Annotated in this window: 20 protein-coding genes; 13 read left to right on the top strand and 7 right to left on the bottom strand. The window is 39.2% G+C overall.

Annotated elements, in window-relative coordinates; genetic code table 11:
• Positions 1-134: 134 nt before the first annotated feature.
• Together FHR85_RS12770 and FHR85_RS12765 are read right to left on the bottom strand one after the other, a co-directional pair.
• Positions 135-518 carry a carbonic anhydrase gene (locus tag FHR85_RS12770; RefSeq protein ID WP_167263873.1) on the bottom strand — a complete coding sequence of 128 codons (384 nt, stop codon included), beginning with the start codon at positions 516-518 and terminating at the stop codon, positions 135-137.
• A 60-nt stretch (positions 519-578) separates the two neighbouring features.
• Positions 579-1,556, bottom strand: a complete 978-nt coding sequence (locus tag FHR85_RS12765; protein WP_167263871.1) for a sortase family protein — start codon at positions 1,554-1,556, stop codon at positions 579-581.
• A 307-nt stretch (positions 1,557-1,863) separates the two neighbouring features.
• On the opposite strand from FHR85_RS12765, the gene FHR85_RS12760 reads away from it, so the two are divergent.
• Genes FHR85_RS12760 through cydS form a run of 3 tightly spaced genes read left to right on the top strand, consistent with a single transcriptional unit; the run spans position 1,864 to position 4,326 of the window.
• A complete protein-coding gene (locus tag FHR85_RS12760; protein ID WP_167263869.1) occupies positions 1,864-3,204 on the top strand; it encodes a cytochrome ubiquinol oxidase subunit I in 1,341 nt (446 codons plus the stop codon).
• A complete protein-coding gene (locus FHR85_RS12755; RefSeq protein ID WP_167263867.1) occupies positions 3,201-4,214 on the top strand; it encodes a cytochrome d ubiquinol oxidase subunit II in 1,014 nt (337 codons plus the stop codon). Before FHR85_RS12760 ends, FHR85_RS12755 begins: the two co-directional genes overlap by 4 nt.
• A gap of 16 nt (positions 4,215-4,230) precedes the next feature.
• Positions 4,231-4,326: a cytochrome bd oxidase small subunit CydS family protein gene (cydS, locus tag FHR85_RS14640; RefSeq protein ID WP_411955222.1), complete on the top strand. Its 96-nt coding sequence runs from the start codon at positions 4,231-4,233 to the stop codon at positions 4,324-4,326.
• Positions 4,327-4,377: 51 nt separating this feature from the next.
• Here the strand turns inward: cydS and cydC are convergent, their stop codons facing one another.
• Both cydC and cydD read right to left on the bottom strand, forming a co-directional pair.
• Complete coding sequence (gene cydC, locus FHR85_RS12750) at positions 4,378-6,066, bottom strand: thiol reductant ABC exporter subunit CydC (protein ID WP_167263865.1); 1,689 nt, start codon at positions 6,064-6,066, stop codon at positions 4,378-4,380.
• Complete coding sequence (gene cydD, locus FHR85_RS12745) at positions 6,063-7,775, bottom strand: thiol reductant ABC exporter subunit CydD (protein ID WP_167263863.1); 1,713 nt, start codon at positions 7,773-7,775, stop codon at positions 6,063-6,065. Before cydD ends, cydC begins: the two co-directional genes overlap by 4 nt.
• Positions 7,776-7,925: 150 nt before the next feature.
• Between cydD and FHR85_RS12740 the strand changes: the two genes are divergently transcribed.
• Positions 7,926-8,378: a hypothetical protein gene (locus FHR85_RS12740; protein ID WP_167263860.1), complete on the top strand. Its 453-nt coding sequence runs from the start codon at positions 7,926-7,928 to the stop codon at positions 8,376-8,378.
• Here FHR85_RS12740 and FHR85_RS12735 read toward each other — a convergent pair.
• Positions 8,368-8,538, bottom strand: a complete 171-nt coding sequence (locus FHR85_RS12735) for a hypothetical protein (RefSeq protein ID WP_167263858.1) — start codon at positions 8,536-8,538, stop codon at positions 8,368-8,370. The two genes, FHR85_RS12740 and FHR85_RS12735, sit on opposite strands and share 11 nt — an antisense overlap.
• A gap of 154 nt (positions 8,539-8,692) precedes the next feature.
• Between FHR85_RS12735 and FHR85_RS12730 the strand changes: the two genes are divergently transcribed.
• The 6 genes from FHR85_RS12730 (at position 8,693) to FHR85_RS12705 (ending at position 12,590) form a co-directional block, all read left to right on the top strand.
• Positions 8,693-9,364, top strand: coding sequence for a hypothetical protein (locus FHR85_RS12730; RefSeq protein ID WP_167263856.1), 672 nt, complete (start codon positions 8,693-8,695; stop codon positions 9,362-9,364).
• 279 nt (positions 9,365-9,643) lie between these two features.
• Positions 9,644-9,937 (top strand): hypothetical protein, encoded by a 294-nt coding sequence (locus tag FHR85_RS12725; RefSeq protein WP_167263854.1) that lies wholly within the window; start codon positions 9,644-9,646, stop codon positions 9,935-9,937.
• A gap of 274 nt (positions 9,938-10,211) precedes the next feature.
• Entirely contained in the window at positions 10,212-10,772 is a 561-nt protein-coding gene (locus tag FHR85_RS12720; RefSeq protein ID WP_208379686.1) for a DUF5412 family protein, read from the top strand.
• Between the two features lie 114 nt (positions 10,773-10,886).
• Positions 10,887-11,387 (top strand): GNAT family N-acetyltransferase, encoded by a 501-nt coding sequence (locus FHR85_RS12715; RefSeq protein ID WP_167263852.1) that lies wholly within the window; start codon positions 10,887-10,889, stop codon positions 11,385-11,387.
• Positions 11,384-12,304, top strand: a complete 921-nt coding sequence (locus FHR85_RS12710; protein ID WP_167263850.1) for a P1 family peptidase — start codon at positions 11,384-11,386, stop codon at positions 12,302-12,304. Before FHR85_RS12715 ends, FHR85_RS12710 begins: the two co-directional genes overlap by 4 nt.
• 49 nt (positions 12,305-12,353) lie before the next feature.
• A complete protein-coding gene (locus FHR85_RS12705) occupies positions 12,354-12,590 on the top strand; it encodes a YkuS family protein (protein WP_167263848.1) in 237 nt (78 codons plus the stop codon).
• A gap of 186 nt (positions 12,591-12,776) precedes the next feature.
• Here FHR85_RS12705 and FHR85_RS12700 read toward each other — a convergent pair whose 3' ends face one another.
• Positions 12,777-13,751, bottom strand: coding sequence for a hypothetical protein (locus FHR85_RS12700; protein WP_167263847.1), 975 nt, complete (start codon positions 13,749-13,751; stop codon positions 12,777-12,779).
• A complete protein-coding gene (locus tag FHR85_RS12695; RefSeq protein WP_167263845.1) occupies positions 13,744-14,256 on the bottom strand; it encodes an RNA polymerase sigma factor in 513 nt (170 codons plus the stop codon). The genes FHR85_RS12700 and FHR85_RS12695 overlap by 8 nt, the downstream gene beginning before the upstream one ends.
• A gap of 168 nt (positions 14,257-14,424) precedes the next feature.
• On the opposite strand from FHR85_RS12695, the gene FHR85_RS12690 reads away from it, so the two are divergent.
• The 3 genes from FHR85_RS12690 to FHR85_RS12680 all read left to right on the top strand — a co-directional run bounded on the left by FHR85_RS12690 (position 14,425) and on the right by FHR85_RS12680 (position 17,286).
• Positions 14,425-15,099 (top strand): RluA family pseudouridine synthase, encoded by a 675-nt coding sequence (locus FHR85_RS12690; RefSeq protein WP_167263843.1) that lies wholly within the window; start codon positions 14,425-14,427, stop codon positions 15,097-15,099.
• Between the two features lie 292 nt (positions 15,100-15,391).
• Positions 15,392-16,852: a SulP family inorganic anion transporter gene (locus FHR85_RS12685; RefSeq protein WP_167263841.1), complete on the top strand. Its 1,461-nt coding sequence runs from the start codon at positions 15,392-15,394 to the stop codon at positions 16,850-16,852.
• Between the two features lie 17 nt (positions 16,853-16,869).
• On the top strand, positions 16,870-17,286 hold the full coding sequence (locus FHR85_RS12680) for a universal stress protein (RefSeq protein ID WP_167263839.1): 417 nt from the start codon (positions 16,870-16,872) through the stop codon (positions 17,284-17,286).
• Positions 17,287-17,438 lie beyond the last annotated feature (152 nt).

Here is a 17,438-nt window from a genome sequence, read left to right as displayed (position 1 = left end):
TTATATATATCATTTTATTTTGATTTAGTAAGATTAATTACCCCTATAGAAATAAAAAAGCTTGCAGAAAAACCTGGGGTTTCTCTACAAGCTGAAGCTGACATGACGTCAGCTTCTTTTTCTTTGTGAGCGCATTAGGATGTTACATGTTCAACTTGCCACTGATCATTTACATATAATCCAACAATGTCCATGTCATAGCCCCAGCTACGGACTAGTGCGACACTTTGTTTAATTTGTTCTACTTTTTCTCGTTTATCGATAGGATTACCCGCACAGTCATGGTGACCGATGATGGCAAGAGCTTTCGATCCATGACCATCATTAGAAATGGTTAATTTCTTTTTTATTGAGTCAATCATGGTTTTGTCGCCTTCAAGCAATGCTTTATTGGGTCCTGCTTCATTGATTTGGTCGACATAGTCAACGCCATATTGTTGTTTCATCCAATTAATCACGGGTTCTTGCGTTCGACCATCCATACAATTAATCGCTGTTGCAAAAGTTCCTTCAGCCATGTAATGCCTCCTTAAAATCATTTCTTTCTATTATATAAGGAATAAAATAGCCTGTCACATTTATTCTACTAATCTAGCTTCAACAATCCAGTTGATCGAGCCGTCCGAAGTAAAGCAAGCTTGTAATGTGATTCTTTCACCACCTGATGTGCCAGTGATGCGGTTCCAATAATCTTTTCCGTTATTAAGTCCAATTCCTTTTCTATTCACCTGATAAGTACTAGTTACTTGATAACGAAAAGCTTCGCCAATAGCATCTGTCACTATAAAAGAACGAGCGTTCCAAACAGAACTAAATACACCTGGATTATGACCAATAAAATGGGTGTTCATGCCGTCTTTACCACTGAATGTCTCAACACCGCCCCATGTCGAAGCGACGGATTGCTGATTAATGATGGATTGCCCGTTTGCTCGTCCGCCATTTCGATAAGATACAGCTTGTCCATTAAAATAAATTGTCATAGGTTGATAATCTGGTTTAGCTTGCTCTGCATTAGACTTATTTTCATCAGAAGTAGATGACTTTTCGGTTTCGTTACTAGACGGTTTCTGCTGTTCAGAATCATCATTCTCTTTCTGATCTGTCTTAGCTTTATGATCAGTTTTCTGATTAGTTTCTGGAGTATGATCTGGTTGTTGAGTTGACACTTGATCTAAAAAAGCATCACGAGCCCAATAAGTTTCATCATGGATGCTTATCTGTATCCATATTGTGTCGTTGATTTCTGTTTTACCAACCACGTTAACCACTTGATTAGAAGAAAGTTCGATGTTTGTTTCGTAAGTAGTATGGGGTTCGCTATTTAAATTGATTTCCGCTTTAGCTCGGTATTCTCCAGAGTGTTCGTCAATATCATATGTAATTTCCGGCTTAGCTGCTGTAAGGGTAATGGCTGGTTTGTTCGGCAAGTCATGGGTGAGTGATTCATGCGATGATCCTTGATAGGCAGTCGTTTCTGAGGAGTGGGCAGGATTAACAAAAATAATCATGGTAAAGCTTAAGAAAATAGTCATACTAACCCAAAGCTTTTTCACAAAATGCCTCCTTATTTGTCAAAACGTCAAATTATCTTGTATCGTTATCATAAGACAACATAATATATAAATCTAGTGATTTATCTAAAATTTGCAGAAAATGGGTAGAATGAATTGTTTTTTCGGCATCAGATTTTGTCGTCTATTGTCTAATAAATAGTAAAAAAGGATTTTGTGAAGATTTTCACAAAATCCTCACACGCTCGCCAAAAATTTATCACGATTGATAAGCTTTGAGTGAGTTATAATAGGGTACAATACATTTAGGAGATTTTATTATTGAATTCCTTTCAGAGGAGGGGGAACCATGCCATTATTTGAAGATCCGGTTTTTGGTAGCCGAATGTTAACGTTACTTACCTTAACGTTCCATATTATATTTGCAACGTTGGGTGTTGGTATCCCACTCATGATTATGATTGCGCAGTGGGTAGGAATTAAGCGAAATGACATGCATTATATTATGTTAGCTAGACGGTGGGCACGAGGTTTTGTGGTGTTAGTTGCTGTTGGAGTTGTAACAGGTACAGCAATTGGTCTTCAGCTTTCACTACTTTGGCCTGAATTTATGCAATTAGCAGGTCATGTAATTGCACTACCGTTATTCATGGAAGTTTTCGCCTTCTTCTTTGAAGCTATCTTTTTAGGCATTTATTTATATACATGGGATCGTTTCGAGAATCAGAAAAAGCACTTATTGCTTCTTGTTCCAGTTGCTTTTGGTGCAGCAATTTCAGCCTTTTTCATTACGACAGTCAATGGGTTTATGAATTCACCAGAAGGTTTTAGTATTGTTGATGGTCAAATGACAGGCGTTAACCCGATCGAAGCGATGTTTAATACAGCTTCTCCGACAAAAGTCACCCACGTGATTGCGACTGCCTTTATGACATCATCCTTTGTTCTGGCAGCAGTAGCGGCGTTCAAACTGTTACGTCGTTCTAATCATGACTATCATAAAAAGGCCCTTCATTTAACGATGAAAGTTGGGCTTGTCTTTGCAGTTGCAACAGCGATTGTTGGTGATTTTTCTGGTAAATATTTAGCAGAACATCAACCAGAAAAGTTAGCGGCTGCTGAGTGGCATTTCGAAACAGAAGCAGAAGCTCCACTTGTTTTATACGGGGTACTAGGTGAAGGTAATGAACCTGAATATGCGATTGAAATTCCTTATGCTTTAAGTATTCTGGCACATAATGACCCATTTGCAGAAGTAGAAGGGCTAAATGAAACGCCGGCTGATGAGCAACCGCCGTTATTCGTGCATTACTTCTTTGATACGATGATTACAATTGGTATGTTCATGATAGGCTTGTCACTTATTTATTGGTTCGCTTCATGGCGTGGTTGGTCTGTCGCATCCTCGAGACCAATGCGCTGGTTAATTGTTGCAGGCGGTCCACTATCTATTCTAGCGATTGAAGCGGGTTGGTGGATGGCAGAATTCGGCCGACAACCGTGGATCTTACGAGGTGTTATGACAGTTGATGAAGCAGCGACACAAAGTGCTTATGTGGGGCATATGTTTGTCGCATTTGCTGGTCTTTATTTCATTTTAGGTGTCGGTGTGGCTGTTGTTTTAACTAAGATTTTCAAAGACAACCCAGTTGAACTAGAACTCGGCGAACAAGGTGGTGATCGCTCATGAGTTATGAGATTATCGGTATGGTTGTTTTATGGACGTTCCTCTTTGGTTATGTGATTGTAGCATCTGTCGACTTTGGCGCTGGGTTCTTTAATGCATACAGTATTTTGACAGGGAAAGATCGAATTTTAACGGCGATCATTCAACGTTATCTATCCCCTGTATGGGAAGTAACGAATGTTTTCTTAGTCTTTTTCTTCGTAGGAATTGTTGGATTTTTCCCTTCAACAGCTTATTTCTACGGTAGTATTTTGTTAGTTCCAGTCAGTATTTCAATAATTCTATTAGCCATTCGCGGTTCTTATTATGCCTTTGAAAATTATGGAAGCCAGGGGCACCGTGGTTATGCCTTTATGTACGGGGCGACAGGGCTTGTGATTCCAGCATCTCTTTCTGTTGTTTTAACCGTATCTGAAGGTGGATTCGTGGATATCATGGATGGTCGACCTCAATTGGATTACTGGGCGTTATTTTCAAGCCCGCTCACTTGGAGCATTGTAATCTTGAGTATTATTGCGGTCTTATATATTTCCTCAGTCTTTTTAACTTGGTATGCCAACCGCGCAGGTGATACGGAGGCAGCGTCGTTGTTGCGGCGATATGCGCTTATTTGGGCGCTTCCTACCATTATTACAGCGAGTGGGATTATTTATGAATTGCGCTCACACAACCCAGAGCATTTTGACTCTCTCATGAATCTATGGTGGATGTTTGCGATTTCGTTTATTTTCTTTGTCGGAAGTGTTTGGTTAATTTGGAAACAAAAGAATTATGGGCTAGCGTTTATTTTACTCATTGGTCAATTTGCCTTTGCGTTCTTTGCGTATGGCATTTCGAAATATCCGTATTTACTCTATCCACATTTAACGGTATCAGATAGTGTAACAAACGATGCCATGGCAATTTCATTAATTGTGGCATTCGTTGCTGGCTTACTATTATTATTGCCATCGTTGTATCTGCTGATGAGACTATTCTTGTTTGATGATCAATATATCGCTGGTAAAAAATAATGAGAGGTGATCGACCATGACTGATTTTCTTATCACTTATGCACCATTTTTAGTGCTTATAGGCGCCATAGGTATGGCCTTTTGGGTCGCTCTACCAGGTGGGAAAGATTAACAAAACTCAAAACTTAATTATGTGATGTAAGATACAAGAAAAGGCTGTGCTTTAAAGCACAGCCTTTTCAATTTGTTTGAGCTCATATAAATAACCTTGCTTAAGCATTAAAGTATCGAAATCACCCGTTTCTACGATTTTACCTTGGTCGAGTACGATGATTTGATCGAATGTTTCTAATCCAGTTAACTCATGACTAACGACAACCACTGTATCTTCTTGGGCTTGTGTGTAGACTTGGTTCATGATGCGCTCAGCGGTAACTCGGTCCAGTGAAGAAGTCGGTTCATCTAATAACCAAAGGGGTGCTTCTCTTAGTAACACGCGGGCAATCGCTAGGCGTTGCTTTTCACCGCCAGATAAGTTATCACCCTTTTCATATACAGGGTCGTCTAAATTAAATGATTCTAATGATGCGTTATTTAATGCTTCATGTAACGAATTTTCATTTGCATCTGACAATAAATTTTCCCTGATAGTTCCAGCAAAAAAGGTATCATCTTGCATGACGACATTTGCTTGATTCCATATCGTTGACGGAATAAGATTGTCGATATTTCGGTTGTTGATGAAAATGGTTCCGTCATTTACTTGTTCAAGATTTAATAACAATTGCAGAATAGTGGATTTACCTGAGCCACTTGCCCCAATAATGGCTGTTTTAGACCCTGGCTTTATAGAGAATGATATATTCTTTAATGTCTGGCGTTCTTCATTTGGATACGTAAATGATACTTGATCAAACTGTGCTCCGATTTGTTGATCGTCCAATGTTTCTTCACCTGATGCCTCTGGTTGATCTAGAGCATATAAACGATCAGCTGCTTGTTTATTATCACGAAAATATTGTGGAAATGCTGCCATAGGTGATGTGTTCTCAAAAACCGTTAGTGAAAGTAACATAAACATAGCCAACCAAACAGCTTCCATCTCACCAGCTGCGCTAAGATAACTACCAATCGCTAACACACCCCATGTGATCGCAAAGCCGATCCAGCCATCAAGCGTTTGGTGAACGAGTTCGCGTATTCGACTACGCGCTACAGCATTTTCATAGTCATCGTTTAAATCACTAAATGTTTGAATACGCGTATCGATAGCTTGATGAATCGTTAAATCTTGAAACCCATACAATGTTTCTGTAGCTTCAGCTGAGAGAGCACTTGCTTGTTCAGTGGTTGCTTCATCTGTTTCATGTTGCAACCAGGCAAATATGGCTGGGAGAATGATAAGTGATAAGCTCAGCCCGAACAATAGCCATAGCGCCATCCATACTGATAAATAGGCCGTGAAAAGGATTGTCGCTAGAAAAACTAATAAAATGACAATCGGTGGATACAAAACACGTAAAAATAGATTTTGAAGCGACTCAACGTCATTAACAGCACGAGATAATAAATCACCAGACTTCATACGACCAAGTCTGGCTGGTGATCGTTGTTGTAGACGATGAAAGAAATGAACACGAATGTGTTTAAGCATCGTAAAGGTTGCTCGGTGAGAGACAAGCCGTTCAATATAACGCGAACCAGCACGTGTGAAACCTAACAGCTTCACAGTAGCAATGACGACTGTTAAAGCATAAATTGGGACTCCAAGAGCTGCTTGTGAAATTAAATATCCACTGGCACTAAATAAGCCGACAGCAGCAATTCCCCCGATAAATCCAAATAAAATGGATAATAGGATGTCACGTTTTTCTTTTAAAAGTTGTTTAATGATCGACTTTAGACCTGTCATGCGTTAACACCTCCATGACGACCGAGTAATGCTCTATACGTTGCACTTGATTGCTGAAGCGTTTCATCTGTACCTTCTGCGGTCAATTCGCCATTCTCCATGACTAGAATTTTATCAGCCGATTGGATGGTATGAATACGATGGGCTACCGTAATGACGGTTGCGTTCTCACTTAAAATAGCAATGGCTTCGTTTAAGGTCCGTTCTGTTTCTAAATCAAGTCCTGTCGTTGGTTCATCGAACAAGATCAGTGAAGGCTGTTTTAAAAATGCACGTGCTAAGGCGAGGCGTTGCTTTTCCCCACCAGAAAGTCCACGACCTCCATCACCAACCACTGTTTCAAGTCCATTCTCTAAAGAATTGATTAAAGGTGTTAATTTGGCGCGATCTACTGCTTGCTGCACGTCATCGAAACGAGCATTGGGCTTACTAATGGCGATATTATCGTAAATTGAACCAGCAAATACATAAGGTGATTGCGTAATGTAACTTAACTGTTGGAACCAAACGTCCTCACGTAAATCATGTTGTTTTAAGTTATTGATAAAAATCGTCCCGTTATGAACGGGCAATAATCCGGCTAAGACATGTAAAAATGTCGTTTTACCAGCGCCACTAGGTCCTACTATAGCTACGTTATCACCTGGCTCTATTGTCGTTGAAATGTTGTTCAAAGTTGGTTCTGAATGATAAGCAAATGTTACATGGCTGAACGTCATTCGTGGTGGGACAGAGACAATCGTTTGATCTCCCCAATTAACTGACTCAACCTGTTCATTTAAAGCATCTTCAAGCTTTTTACCTGCTGTAATGCTTTCCCGTCCAGAGTGAAAAGCACTACTCAAATCCTTCAAAGCGATATAAAATTCAGGCGCCAATAATAAAACAAAGAAAGCCGTTGTAAATAGAATCGAATCAAAAATAATCAAACCAACAGCTAACTCTAAAGCAATTAGTCCAATGCTTAACATTGAGATTAATTCCATCATAAATGCTGATGTAAAGGCGACCTTAAGCACTCCAAGTGTCGCGTCACGGAACTGGTCACTTCTTTTTTCAATCAAATCTTGTTCTTTGTTAGCCCGGCCGAATAAGGAAAGTGTTGTTAAACCTTGTACTGAATCAAGAAACTGTCCAGAAAAGTTGGATAACGCATTTAATTGCTCTTCAGATTTATCCCTTGTTTTAAGTCCAATAATGGCCATGAAAATCGGGATGAATGGCGCCGTAACTAAAACAATAACGCCAGACACCCAATTTTGAGTAAACATAATAATTAAGATCGCCAGTGGCACGATGGAAGCACGGACCATCTGAGGTAAGTACTCACGATAATAAGCATCCGTTTGGTCGACAACATTTAACAATGTCGAAACTTTGCTACCCGAACGCCCTTGCGATGCCAACTCGATTGGTTGTTTCGTATAATGATTGATTAATTGCATTCGTAATTTCGCTTTGGCGTTTTTGGCAAGCGAAATCCCAATGTGTCCAGATGTGTAAGACAATAGCGCCCGAAGAGACATCACCATAATGAGTCCAATTAAATAAAACAGCACATCTAAAAATAACGCATTATTTAGGAAGATACTATTAATAATGTAAACGATGAGAAAAGCTTGCAGTACAATCATCGTGGCTGATAATAAGTGGACACCGATGAGTTGAATGAGACTTAAGCGGGACACATAGGATTTTAATAGCGACATCGACAACGTCCTTTCGTTATTCTCCTTCCATTGTACGCCTTTTGTCCGTTTTTTTTAATTAAAATGGCTAGATTGTGGGTGAAAATTTCGTGACGGATATGCTTTTAGGTAGGTATCATCTATAATAAGGGCAGAAAGGAAGGAGTTAACATGAAACGATTAAGTATCATCATAATCTGTAGCTTGTTGTTAATTGGAGCTTGTCAACAAAATGACGAGTCAGCTGAGCAAGTAGATGAAATGGCTGAAGCTTTAAAGCCGTTTGAAGCAGGAAACCCTGATCATCCATCAGAGTATTTGGGGACGTGGTCAACTTATTCAGGGGAAGGGACCTCATATAAGCAAATTCAATTATTCGAAGAAGAGGGGCAATACCAAATTCAGTATGATTTAATAGATCATGATGGCCGTATTTTAAAATCGATACTTGGTCCTTTAGAAGGGTTAGAGGATGGAGTGGGAGCATTTGATTACGATTCCGATCGCTATGGAAATAACGGTACTTTAGAAGTGCATTTGGAACAAGAAGGCATTCAGTTTAATAATCGTGTTGACGGAACTAACGTTGAAGAGGTTTTCTTTGAACAGAAAATCAGTCGTTAACGTCTTTATTTCGTTTAACACCTGTTATGACTACAATAGCTAATGTGACCAGAATCGTAATTAAAGAAGCCCAAAATAACCAAGGTTGATGATAAAAACGGTTTAATCCAGCTAAAACAGCTGTTAATAAAATAAGTCCAATCATTAATACTCGCTTCATAGATCTTCACCTCAATCATAATTTCTCATTCTATTATAACGTATAATGAATAGCCTTACGATTAATTGACATTTAATTGGAAAAGATTTTGATTTTTACAAATTATATCGGTAAAATAAGGGTTATCAAGTTTGAAAATTTTGGGGGAATTGGTGTGTTACTTGAATTTGATTCGGTGGTTGTCTTGTCGTTAATGCTTGTGTTATTCGGTGGAGTTGCTATGTCTTATAATCTTGCATGGTGGTGGTCGCCACTTATGACGATTATACTGGTGTTAGGTTTTGCTTTGACTGGAGTGGTTTATGTAACGGGTCGATTTATGATCACAGATATTCTTATTACTTGGCTACCGATTTCGTTAGGATTAGCCGTGATTGCTACTATTATTCGTATATACATAGACGGGAAAAGTAAACGTTTAATTCAATGGCTCACAATCATTAGTATCGTAGTTATTGGCTCAACGGGACTGTTCACTTATTTACAAGGCTTTACGACCATGGATGAAGCTTTTTTAGATGAGCTTAGTGAAGAAGATATTACAAGTATGACCATTAAAACGAGTTTTAGTCCAGATGATGTTTATGTAACAGAGTTAGAAGAAGAGGATGAAATAGAAGACATATTAGATACGTTGTCAGAAGTCGAGTTACGTCGCTATTATCAACCAGTGGTACAATCAAATATTACATTAGAATTGATGAGTGATCAAAAGCAAAATCAACTGGTGTTTTATTTAGGTGAACCATTAGTAAAAATTGATCTATATATTTATAAGATGGATTCAGATGAGATTGTGGATTTATTAATGGATAAACGGGATTAAACTCGCTGATAAATCGTGCGAATTCGTGATAAAAAGACTTAATAAGTGCGTTATGCTGTTGGTGTTAATGGTACTTAACGTAAGTGCCGTTAAGATTCGCCAACAGTATTTATATTTGATGGTTTAGAGAAAATTATGTAATAAAGTTAATGAAATTAGATATAGGGAAAGAGCAGTATCATGGTCGTAGGTTAGCGTGTAAAAACCTAGTAAAGGTGACTCATTATGAAGCATGTACCAAGCTGAAAAAGTTCAGTTTTTGAAAGGAATGTATTCTTTATGAGTGAAGAAAATATATCGCCGAATGCTAAAATAAAAACATTTTATCTAATTATTGGATTTGGATTAATTGGAGCGACTATTTATTTTTTATTTTTAGAAGAAGCTTATAAGTTAGGGTATACATTTTTGTTTATGTCTATTTTGGTTACCACTCTATTTGAGGCCTATCGAGCCAAATTAAACGGACGAGGAGCAACATTTTGGGTTAACTTGGTGTTATCTCTCTTGATTGTCGTCTTAATTGGAATAAACTCTCAACTTGATTTCGGGGTTATTGTGTACGGATTATGAACTCGCTGGTAAAACGTGCGAACTCACGGGTAAATCCTCTTATGTCGATGGTAAACTATGCAAGCTCGATGGAAACGCGTACTAACTCGATGGAAAGTGCACTAGACTCGATGATAACGCAAACTGAGTCGATGGTAAGTGCAACAAGCTCGATGGAAAACCACTGAATACCGCTGATGAATCGTCATCACTATTACATAAAGTGGAATGTTTCTCAGTTGTCATCACATTTCCAACCAATCCGTCGTCAAAAATTTTGTTGAAAGGTTAAAATATGATTATTTTACTAGCATTGTTCATGGCAGTTATCACAATTACATTATTGCTTACATTAATGATCATGATTGTCGTTTCCGTTATTAAAAATAAGCCTTTTCCTAGAAAAATGCTTATTGCAACGATGTCATGCGCTTTATTACTGGGGTCAACCATCATTTATGAGCGTTATTTCTTTACGTTTGAAGAAATTAATCAGGCTCATGTACAGGATGGACCAGGCCCAATTGATTCACCAGATGATACATATTCGGCCAATGCTTATTACGAACCATACGGTGGAGCTGCAGGGGGAGTGAATGTTTGGGTTGAAGTTGTTAACCATACAAACGATGATCAAACGAAAATCATTTACTATAGTGATGCCAAACAAGACTTCCAAATGAATTGGGTTGGTGATGAGACATTAGAGATTGAAAACAATGCCCCTCGCTATCAAAATCAAGATCGAAGTGTAACCTTAGATGTAACAAGTGAAATTTATCACGATCGTGGTGACGCCTGTCGAAGTTGGGTGCTAAAGCAGGATTATGATGATTGTTATGAAATGGGTTTATAAGATAAAAGAAAGTAAATAGTCAGAAATTTCACATAAAAAATGACATTTTTATATCTGTTCTATGTAAATTGTGATACAATTTTAGGTAGAAATGATTTTAAGGGGGCTTGCACCGTGTCAGTAACAGTACGAGCTTTAGACCAAAATGACTTTCAGGCAGTGCGTGAGGTGGCGCAAGCAAGTTGGCATCATACATATGAGGATATTTTGCCACGTCACGTGCAAGATGCATTTTTAACCGAAGCGTACAGCGATTATAATATGCAGCAACGCTTGATGCGGGGCGGTTTTTGGGTTGCTGAAGATGAGAATGGGATTATTGGTTTTTCGAATTTCACACCAGTCAATGAACAAGGGGATGCGGATCTAGTCGCCATTTATATGCACCCTGACCATATCGGGCAAGGTATTGGGAGTATGTTATTGCAGACTGGAATCCAACAATTAATGTCGCTTCGTTATCTTTATGTCGATGTGGAAAAAGAGAATGAAGTCGGAATGCGCTTTTACGAAGCGAAAAGTTTTAAAGTAGTGAAAGAATTCGATGAAGTATTCGCAGGCCATACATTATCAACAGTACGAATGGTTTTGGAGTTGGAGGTTGATGAAGCATGACAATTACTCAAGTTCCAGGTGTTCGTGTTGGCCATGCTGATGATCAAGTAGCCAAAACAGGTTGTACAGTGATTGTGACAGATAAAGGGGCGACATGTGGCGTGGATGTCCGTGGATCTGCTCCAGGAACACGAGAGACGGATTTATTAGATCCAGTTAATCTCGTCGATCAAGTCCATGCCATTAGTTTAGCCGGCGGTAGTGCATACGGTCTTGATGCAGCGGGAGGCGTCATGCAGTACTTAGAAGAACAAGAGGTCGGCATGGATGTAGGAGTTGCGAAAGTTCCGATCGTCCCGAGCGCGATTTTATTTGATTTAGCAGTAGGGGACCCATCTGTTAGGCCGAATGCAGCAATGGGTTATGAAGCAGCTGAACGAGCGACGGAATTTCCTGTTATTCAGGGATCTGTTGGTGCAGGGGCTGGTGCTACAGTGGGTAAAGTCGTTGGATTTGATGCGGCGAGCCCAAGTGGTATTGGTAGTGCATCGATCACACTTGATAATGGGTTAGTCGTAGGAGCACTTGTAGCCGTTAATGCATTTGGTGACGTCGTCAATCCATCGACAGATACGATTGTTGCGGGTGCCCGTAATCTAGAAACAGGTGAATTTCTAAATAGCAGACAAGTGTTGCGAGAACAGCCTGATCCTAGCGGCTTAGCTGGAACAAATACGACACTGGCTGTGATCGCAGCAAATGCTAGCTTGACGAAAGCAGAAGCGACAAAAGTAGCCCAAGTCGCACAAAATGCAATCGCTCGTACGATGTCGCCTGCACACACCATGTTAGATGGTGATACGGTATTTGCACTTGGAACAGGTGATGAAAAGTATGACGTTAATGTTGTATCGGATTTAGCTTGTGATACGTTAGAACAAGCAATTTTAAACGCAGTTCGGGTGAGTGGAGCATAAAAAAAGACCTTCTGTTTAAGACTAAGCTTGCTTAAACGGAGGTGAGAAAATGCCGCGAATTGCTGTTGAACAAAGCATGTCGGATTTAGAACAAGCGCTTACACAAGAAGGGTATGAAGTTGTCGCGCTTGAAGGTGGACAAGTTCCTGAATGCGATTGTTGCTGTGTGTCAGGGCAGGATAACAATGTGATGGGCATGAGTGACAAAACGACGAGTGCACCAGTTGTGAACTGCCATGGCATGTCGACTGATGAAGTTGTAAACGCTGTGCAAGCGCGAGTGTGACAAATTCCCATAAAGAGGTGCTTCTATATGAAGTACCTCTTTTTTGATGGATTAATCAATTTTGGGGTAAGTTACATAAAATTTGATTCAAAGAAACATGATTATAATGCAATATAAATAATATTTTATGCAAAGCTTTTCGAGCATAAAAAAAGAACTTGGCGTTTGAGCCAAGTTCATTAACGTTTAAATTGTCCACTGGTCATTGACAATGGCGACGAGCTTCCATTCGCCTTGATCATTTTGTTCGAATACAAGGTTGATGGCATTCCAGTTCATATCTGCACTTTCGCCACTGCCTTCTACATAATATTCTACAACGTGAGCATCTGGGAATTGCTCATTGATATTATTAATCGTAGAGCCACTACGATCTTTGAATTTATTAATGTTTCGTTCATCATAAGACGTATAGTTCTTAGGGAATACATAGTCGTTATGATAGTCCATTGGCTTTAGTTCGATTGGTTTTCCACTTCCGTCTTGATTACCCCAATTGTAAGTTGATTCATCAGATGCAAATTGAGCGACTTCATTAGCTTCGAATACTAAATCTTCATCACTCACATTCACATAAGGTGAGAATAGTAAGCCTTGATCCTCATGAACATGTTCTGCGACAGCTTCATAATTGCTGTTCGCTAATTGATCAATAATTTGATCGGCACGTTCCAAGACAAAATCTTCAGGTGATTGATTAGACGACTCTTCTGAGCTTTCAGATTCAGAGGTCATGTCACTATTGTCTCCATTATTACTAGCTTCTTCATCACTTTGTGCCCCACCAGAGCCATTTTGGGCTTCACTGTTTTCTGTGGAACCTTCTTCATTTCCAGGGCTATCTCTATTTTCTTCGTTAGCTTCAAATGATTCATCCTCTTGTAGCTTATTTGCTTGATCCATACTTGATGATTCAGGATTTTGTGCTTGGTTGTTATTCATGATCATCATGCTGAGAAAAGCAATTAACACAATCGCCGCTACAGACGTGCCACCAATTACGATTCGACGCATAAGCATTCTCCTTTTATCTTTTTGGTCTTCGCTAGCAGCCGCTTTCATTAAATCTGCATGCATGCGTTCGACTTGTTCGTCTGACATCTCTTGTTTTGGGAAGGATTTTAATTGTTTTTCTACTTTTTTATCTTCAAATTCACTCATTGTTAAATCCTCCTTGGATCTGTCCAAGCGCTTTTAGGGCCCGTGAATATGTTGTCCGTACTTTTTGATTCGACCAATTGAGTACTTTAGCCGTTTCATCGACAGACAACTCTTTAATACCGCGTAACATCACAACGTCTTTATAGCTCGGTTTTAGTTGTTGAATAGCGTTATATAATTCCTGGTGACGTTCATCAATTAAAACGAGTTGGTCAGGCGTTTCATTATGACCGATGTTATAAGCTTCGTCTAAATTCACCTGTTGGTCTGTGCCACGTCGTTTTTGTTTACGAATTTCATCAATTGCAACGTTACGGGCTATACTAAATAACCATGTTTTTGGACTCGAGTCGCCACTAAATTTATCTAAACCTTTTAATGCTTTGATAAATACTTCTTGTACCAGGTCTTCTGGATCTCGTCTGCCTGTATAGTAGACAAGGAAATGGTAGACATCATGATTATATTGGTAAAACCAGTCGGAAACGATTTCTTGTTTAGACATGTCTATTGCCTCCGATTCTAAATTCACTTGATTAGACGATGGTTATTGTCTTTTGTGTCAGTTTTGTATTAAGTTTAGCAATAGGAAAAAATTAGCACAAGCCTATAAGTGCTAGTTTAGCTTTGTGCTATGATAGAAAGAAATGAAAGAAATAAAAGGAGATTTATGATGACTATACCTATACTATTTGAAGATAATCATTTATTGGTTGTTGAAAAACCTGTGAATATGCCTGTGCAGGAGGACCAGTCAAAGGATGTTGATTTGTTGAGTCATTTAAAACAAATGATTAAAGAACGTGATGCCAAGCCTGGGAATGTTTATCTTGGTCTTGTCCATCGTTTAGATCGACCTGTAGGTGGGGTAATGGTGTTTGCCAAGACATCAAAAGCAGCTTCGAGATTGTCTGATCAAATTCGTCGTAATGTCTGGACGAAGGAATATTACGCGGTGGTGCGTGGTCGCCCTGCTGATTCGCATGGGCGTTTAGAACATTATTTAGTAAAAGATCAGTCGAAAAATCAAGTGTATATTGCTAAATCGGACGCAAAAGGTGCCAAAAAGGCCGTGTTAGAGTATGATGTTTTAGCGGAAGAAGATGGCTTATCACTCATTAAAGTAAATTTAATAACAGGTCGTCCGCATCAAATACGCGTTCAACTAAGTACGATCGGCTGTCCTCTTTATGGTGATCAGAAATACGGGGTGAAAGTGAACAAACCTGGTCAGCAACTAGCGCTATGGTCGCATCAGTTAGGCATTGAACATCCGACTCAGAAGGATGAACGCTTTTTCAAAAGCTATCCACCTGGTGAGTATCCGTGGAGATCACTTTTGAAATAAATATCCTGATTTATTAAATAAATCTACGGACTTTTGAGATTAGTGTCTCAAGTATTGAAATGACTAAACCTAGTTATTTCAATACTTGAAGAATTTATTTAAAACTAAATTAGACTAGGCAAAATTCGAGCAAATAAGCGAATTTTGATGTATATAAATGCAAATTAAAGTGTGCTTCCAATGTACACGCTTACATGGAGCTAGGTGATTCGTGCTCTCTGTGATAGACTAGTAAAGGTTTTGTGTCAAAAACAAGACACAATTGGATTTATAGATAGAGAGGACGAATAAAGTGTTAGCAAAAGTGAAACAGGAATGGTTTGGAAATGTACGAGGCGATGTGTTAGCTGGAATTGTCGTAGCATTAGCACTAATTCCGGAAGCCATCGCTTTTTCAATTATAGCAGGTGTTGATCCGATGGTCGGATTGTATGCATCGTTTTGTATAGCAGTTGTAATCGCCTTTATTGGTGGACGACCAGGAATGATATCGGGCGCCACTGGTGCGATGGCACTCTTAATGGTTACCCTAGTAGCAGAGCATGGTTTAGAATATTTACTTGCAGCTACCATCTTAACAGGTGTTCTACAAATATTATTCGGTGTGTTTAAACTCGCAACGATTATGAAGTTTGTTCCACGGTCAGTGATGATTGGGTTTGTTAACGCTCTAGCAATCTTAATTTTCATGTCACAAATCGAACAATTTCAAGGTGCAGGTTGGATGATGTATGCATTAGTCGGTTTAGCTTTAGCTATTATTTATATTGTACCGCGCTTCATTAAATCAATCCCATCACCGCTTATAGCGATCGTTGTCATAACAAGCCTTGCTATTTATATGGGCTTTGATGTTAAAACGGTAGGTGATCTAGGAAGCTTAACACGTGAATTACCAATCTTTTTAATTCCGGATATTCCACTTACGTTTGAAACGTTACAAATAATTTTCCCATATGCATTAGCACTTACGATGGTAGGTTTACTTGAATCATTATTAACAGCAAGCATTGTGGATGACATGACGGACACCGAAAGTGATAAAAATAAAGAAAGTCGTGGACAGGGTATTGCGAACGTGACGACAGGGTTTTTCGGTGGAATGGCTGGTTGTGCAATGATCGGACAGTCTGTCATTAACGTGAAGTCAGGTGGTAACGGACGATTGTCTTCACTTGTTGCTGGTGTCTTCCTTATGTTCCTTATTATCGCGCTGGGTCCACTTGTTGTGCAGATTCCAATGGCTGCCCTCGTCGGTGTGATGATCATGGTTTCGATTGGTACATTTGATTGGTCGAGTGTTCGTTACATTCATAAAGTACCAAAATCGGATGCAGCTGTCATGTTAACGACGGTTGTGACAGTCGTTGTGACGCATGATTTATCAAAAGGTGTGCTAGCAGGTGTTGTTTTAAGTGCGATTTTCTTTGCAGCGAAAATTTCCAAAGTGACAGTTACTGAACAAATGGACGAAGAAGCGCATAAGATGAGATACTTTGTGAACGGGCAAATTTTCTTCGCTTCAGTTACGGATTTACAGACAAAACTTACACCTCAAGATCCAACACTTGAAGTCGTTGAAATTGATTTTTCACAAGCTCATTTATGGGACGATTCAGCTGTTGGAGCGTTGGATAAGATTGAAGGTAAATTTGCGCAAAATGGAACGAAGGTTATTTTTACAGGTTTAAATAACGATAGCCAAGCGCTAAAAGATCGTATGCGTGAGTTATCTAACGCATCTGGTCATTAAAGGTAGAGGTGAACAATATGTATAAACGAATTTTACTTGCGACTGATGGATCTGAACATTCACTAAGATCAGCGGAACATGCCATACATTTAGCTATGAGTAGTGAAGGCAAGATCGATGTTGTGTTTGTTATTGATGGTGATGCATCGAAAAAAGATGTACTGCACCACGCGAATAAATTTGAGATTGATAAACGTCGTCGTGAGAAGATTTCACCAGTTGAAGCAAGATTGGAAGAAGCAGGTGTCGATTATGACGTACGCATGCTTCACGGTGAACCAGGTCCAGAGATTGTTAAATTTGCTAATAGTGGCGAATATGATATGGCAATTGTCGGTAGTCGCGGGTTGAATCAATTACAGACACTCGTTTTAGGTAGTGTCAGTCACAAAGTTGCTAAGCGCGTCGAGTGTCCTGTGATGATTATTAAATAAATCACTGTATTTATGAGATAAATAGATTAGGTTTCGAAATAAATAGGGGAAGTTATTTCAAAGCTTAAGGAAATAATGAAATAAATTGCAAGATGGGGCCAAACGAATGCGTTCGTTTGGCTTCTTTTTTGTTAAATCGAGAAATCTATAAA

The organism is Alkalibacillus almallahensis (assembly GCF_011761495.1).
GTDB lineage: Bacteria > Bacillota > Bacilli > Bacillales > Alkalibacillaceae > Alkalibacillus > Alkalibacillus almallahensis.
This window is presented reverse-complemented; position numbering and strand designations above follow the sequence as displayed.

Coding starts and splice junctions, on each gene's coding strand:
- FHR85_RS12770 (WP_167263873.1), bottom strand. CDS start 518: ATGGCTGAAGGAACTTTTGCAACAGCGATTAATTGTATGGATGGTCGA.
- FHR85_RS12695 (WP_167263845.1), bottom strand. CDS start 14,256: ATGTCTAAACAAGAAATCGTTTCCGACTGGTTTTACCAATATAATCAT.
- cydS (WP_411955222.1), top strand. CDS start 4,231: ATGACTGATTTTCTTATCACTTATGCACCATTTTTAGTGCTTATAGGC.
- FHR85_RS12700 (WP_167263847.1), bottom strand. CDS start 13,751: ATGAGTGAATTTGAAGATAAAAAAGTAGAAAAACAATTAAAATCCTTC.
- FHR85_RS12690 (WP_167263843.1), top strand. CDS start 14,425: ATGACTATACCTATACTATTTGAAGATAATCATTTATTGGTTGTTGAA.
- FHR85_RS12760 (WP_167263869.1), top strand. CDS start 1,864: ATGCCATTATTTGAAGATCCGGTTTTTGGTAGCCGAATGTTAACGTTA.
- FHR85_RS12755 (WP_167263867.1), top strand. CDS start 3,201: ATGAGTTATGAGATTATCGGTATGGTTGTTTTATGGACGTTCCTCTTT.
- cydC (WP_167263865.1), bottom strand. CDS start 6,066: ATGACAGGTCTAAAGTCGATCATTAAACAACTTTTAAAAGAAAAACGT.
- FHR85_RS12680 (WP_167263839.1), top strand. CDS start 16,870: ATGTATAAACGAATTTTACTTGCGACTGATGGATCTGAACATTCACTA.
- FHR85_RS12725 (WP_167263854.1), top strand. CDS start 9,644: ATGAGTGAAGAAAATATATCGCCGAATGCTAAAATAAAAACATTTTAT.
- FHR85_RS12740 (WP_167263860.1), top strand. CDS start 7,926: ATGAAACGATTAAGTATCATCATAATCTGTAGCTTGTTGTTAATTGGA.
- FHR85_RS12710 (WP_167263850.1), top strand. CDS start 11,384: ATGACAATTACTCAAGTTCCAGGTGTTCGTGTTGGCCATGCTGATGAT.
- FHR85_RS12735 (WP_167263858.1), bottom strand. CDS start 8,538: ATGAAGCGAGTATTAATGATTGGACTTATTTTATTAACAGCTGTTTTA.
- FHR85_RS12705 (WP_167263848.1), top strand. CDS start 12,354: ATGCCGCGAATTGCTGTTGAACAAAGCATGTCGGATTTAGAACAAGCG.
- cydD (WP_167263863.1), bottom strand. CDS start 7,775: ATGTCGCTATTAAAATCCTATGTGTCCCGCTTAAGTCTCATTCAACTC.
- FHR85_RS12720 (WP_208379686.1), top strand. CDS start 10,212: ATGATTATTTTACTAGCATTGTTCATGGCAGTTATCACAATTACATTA.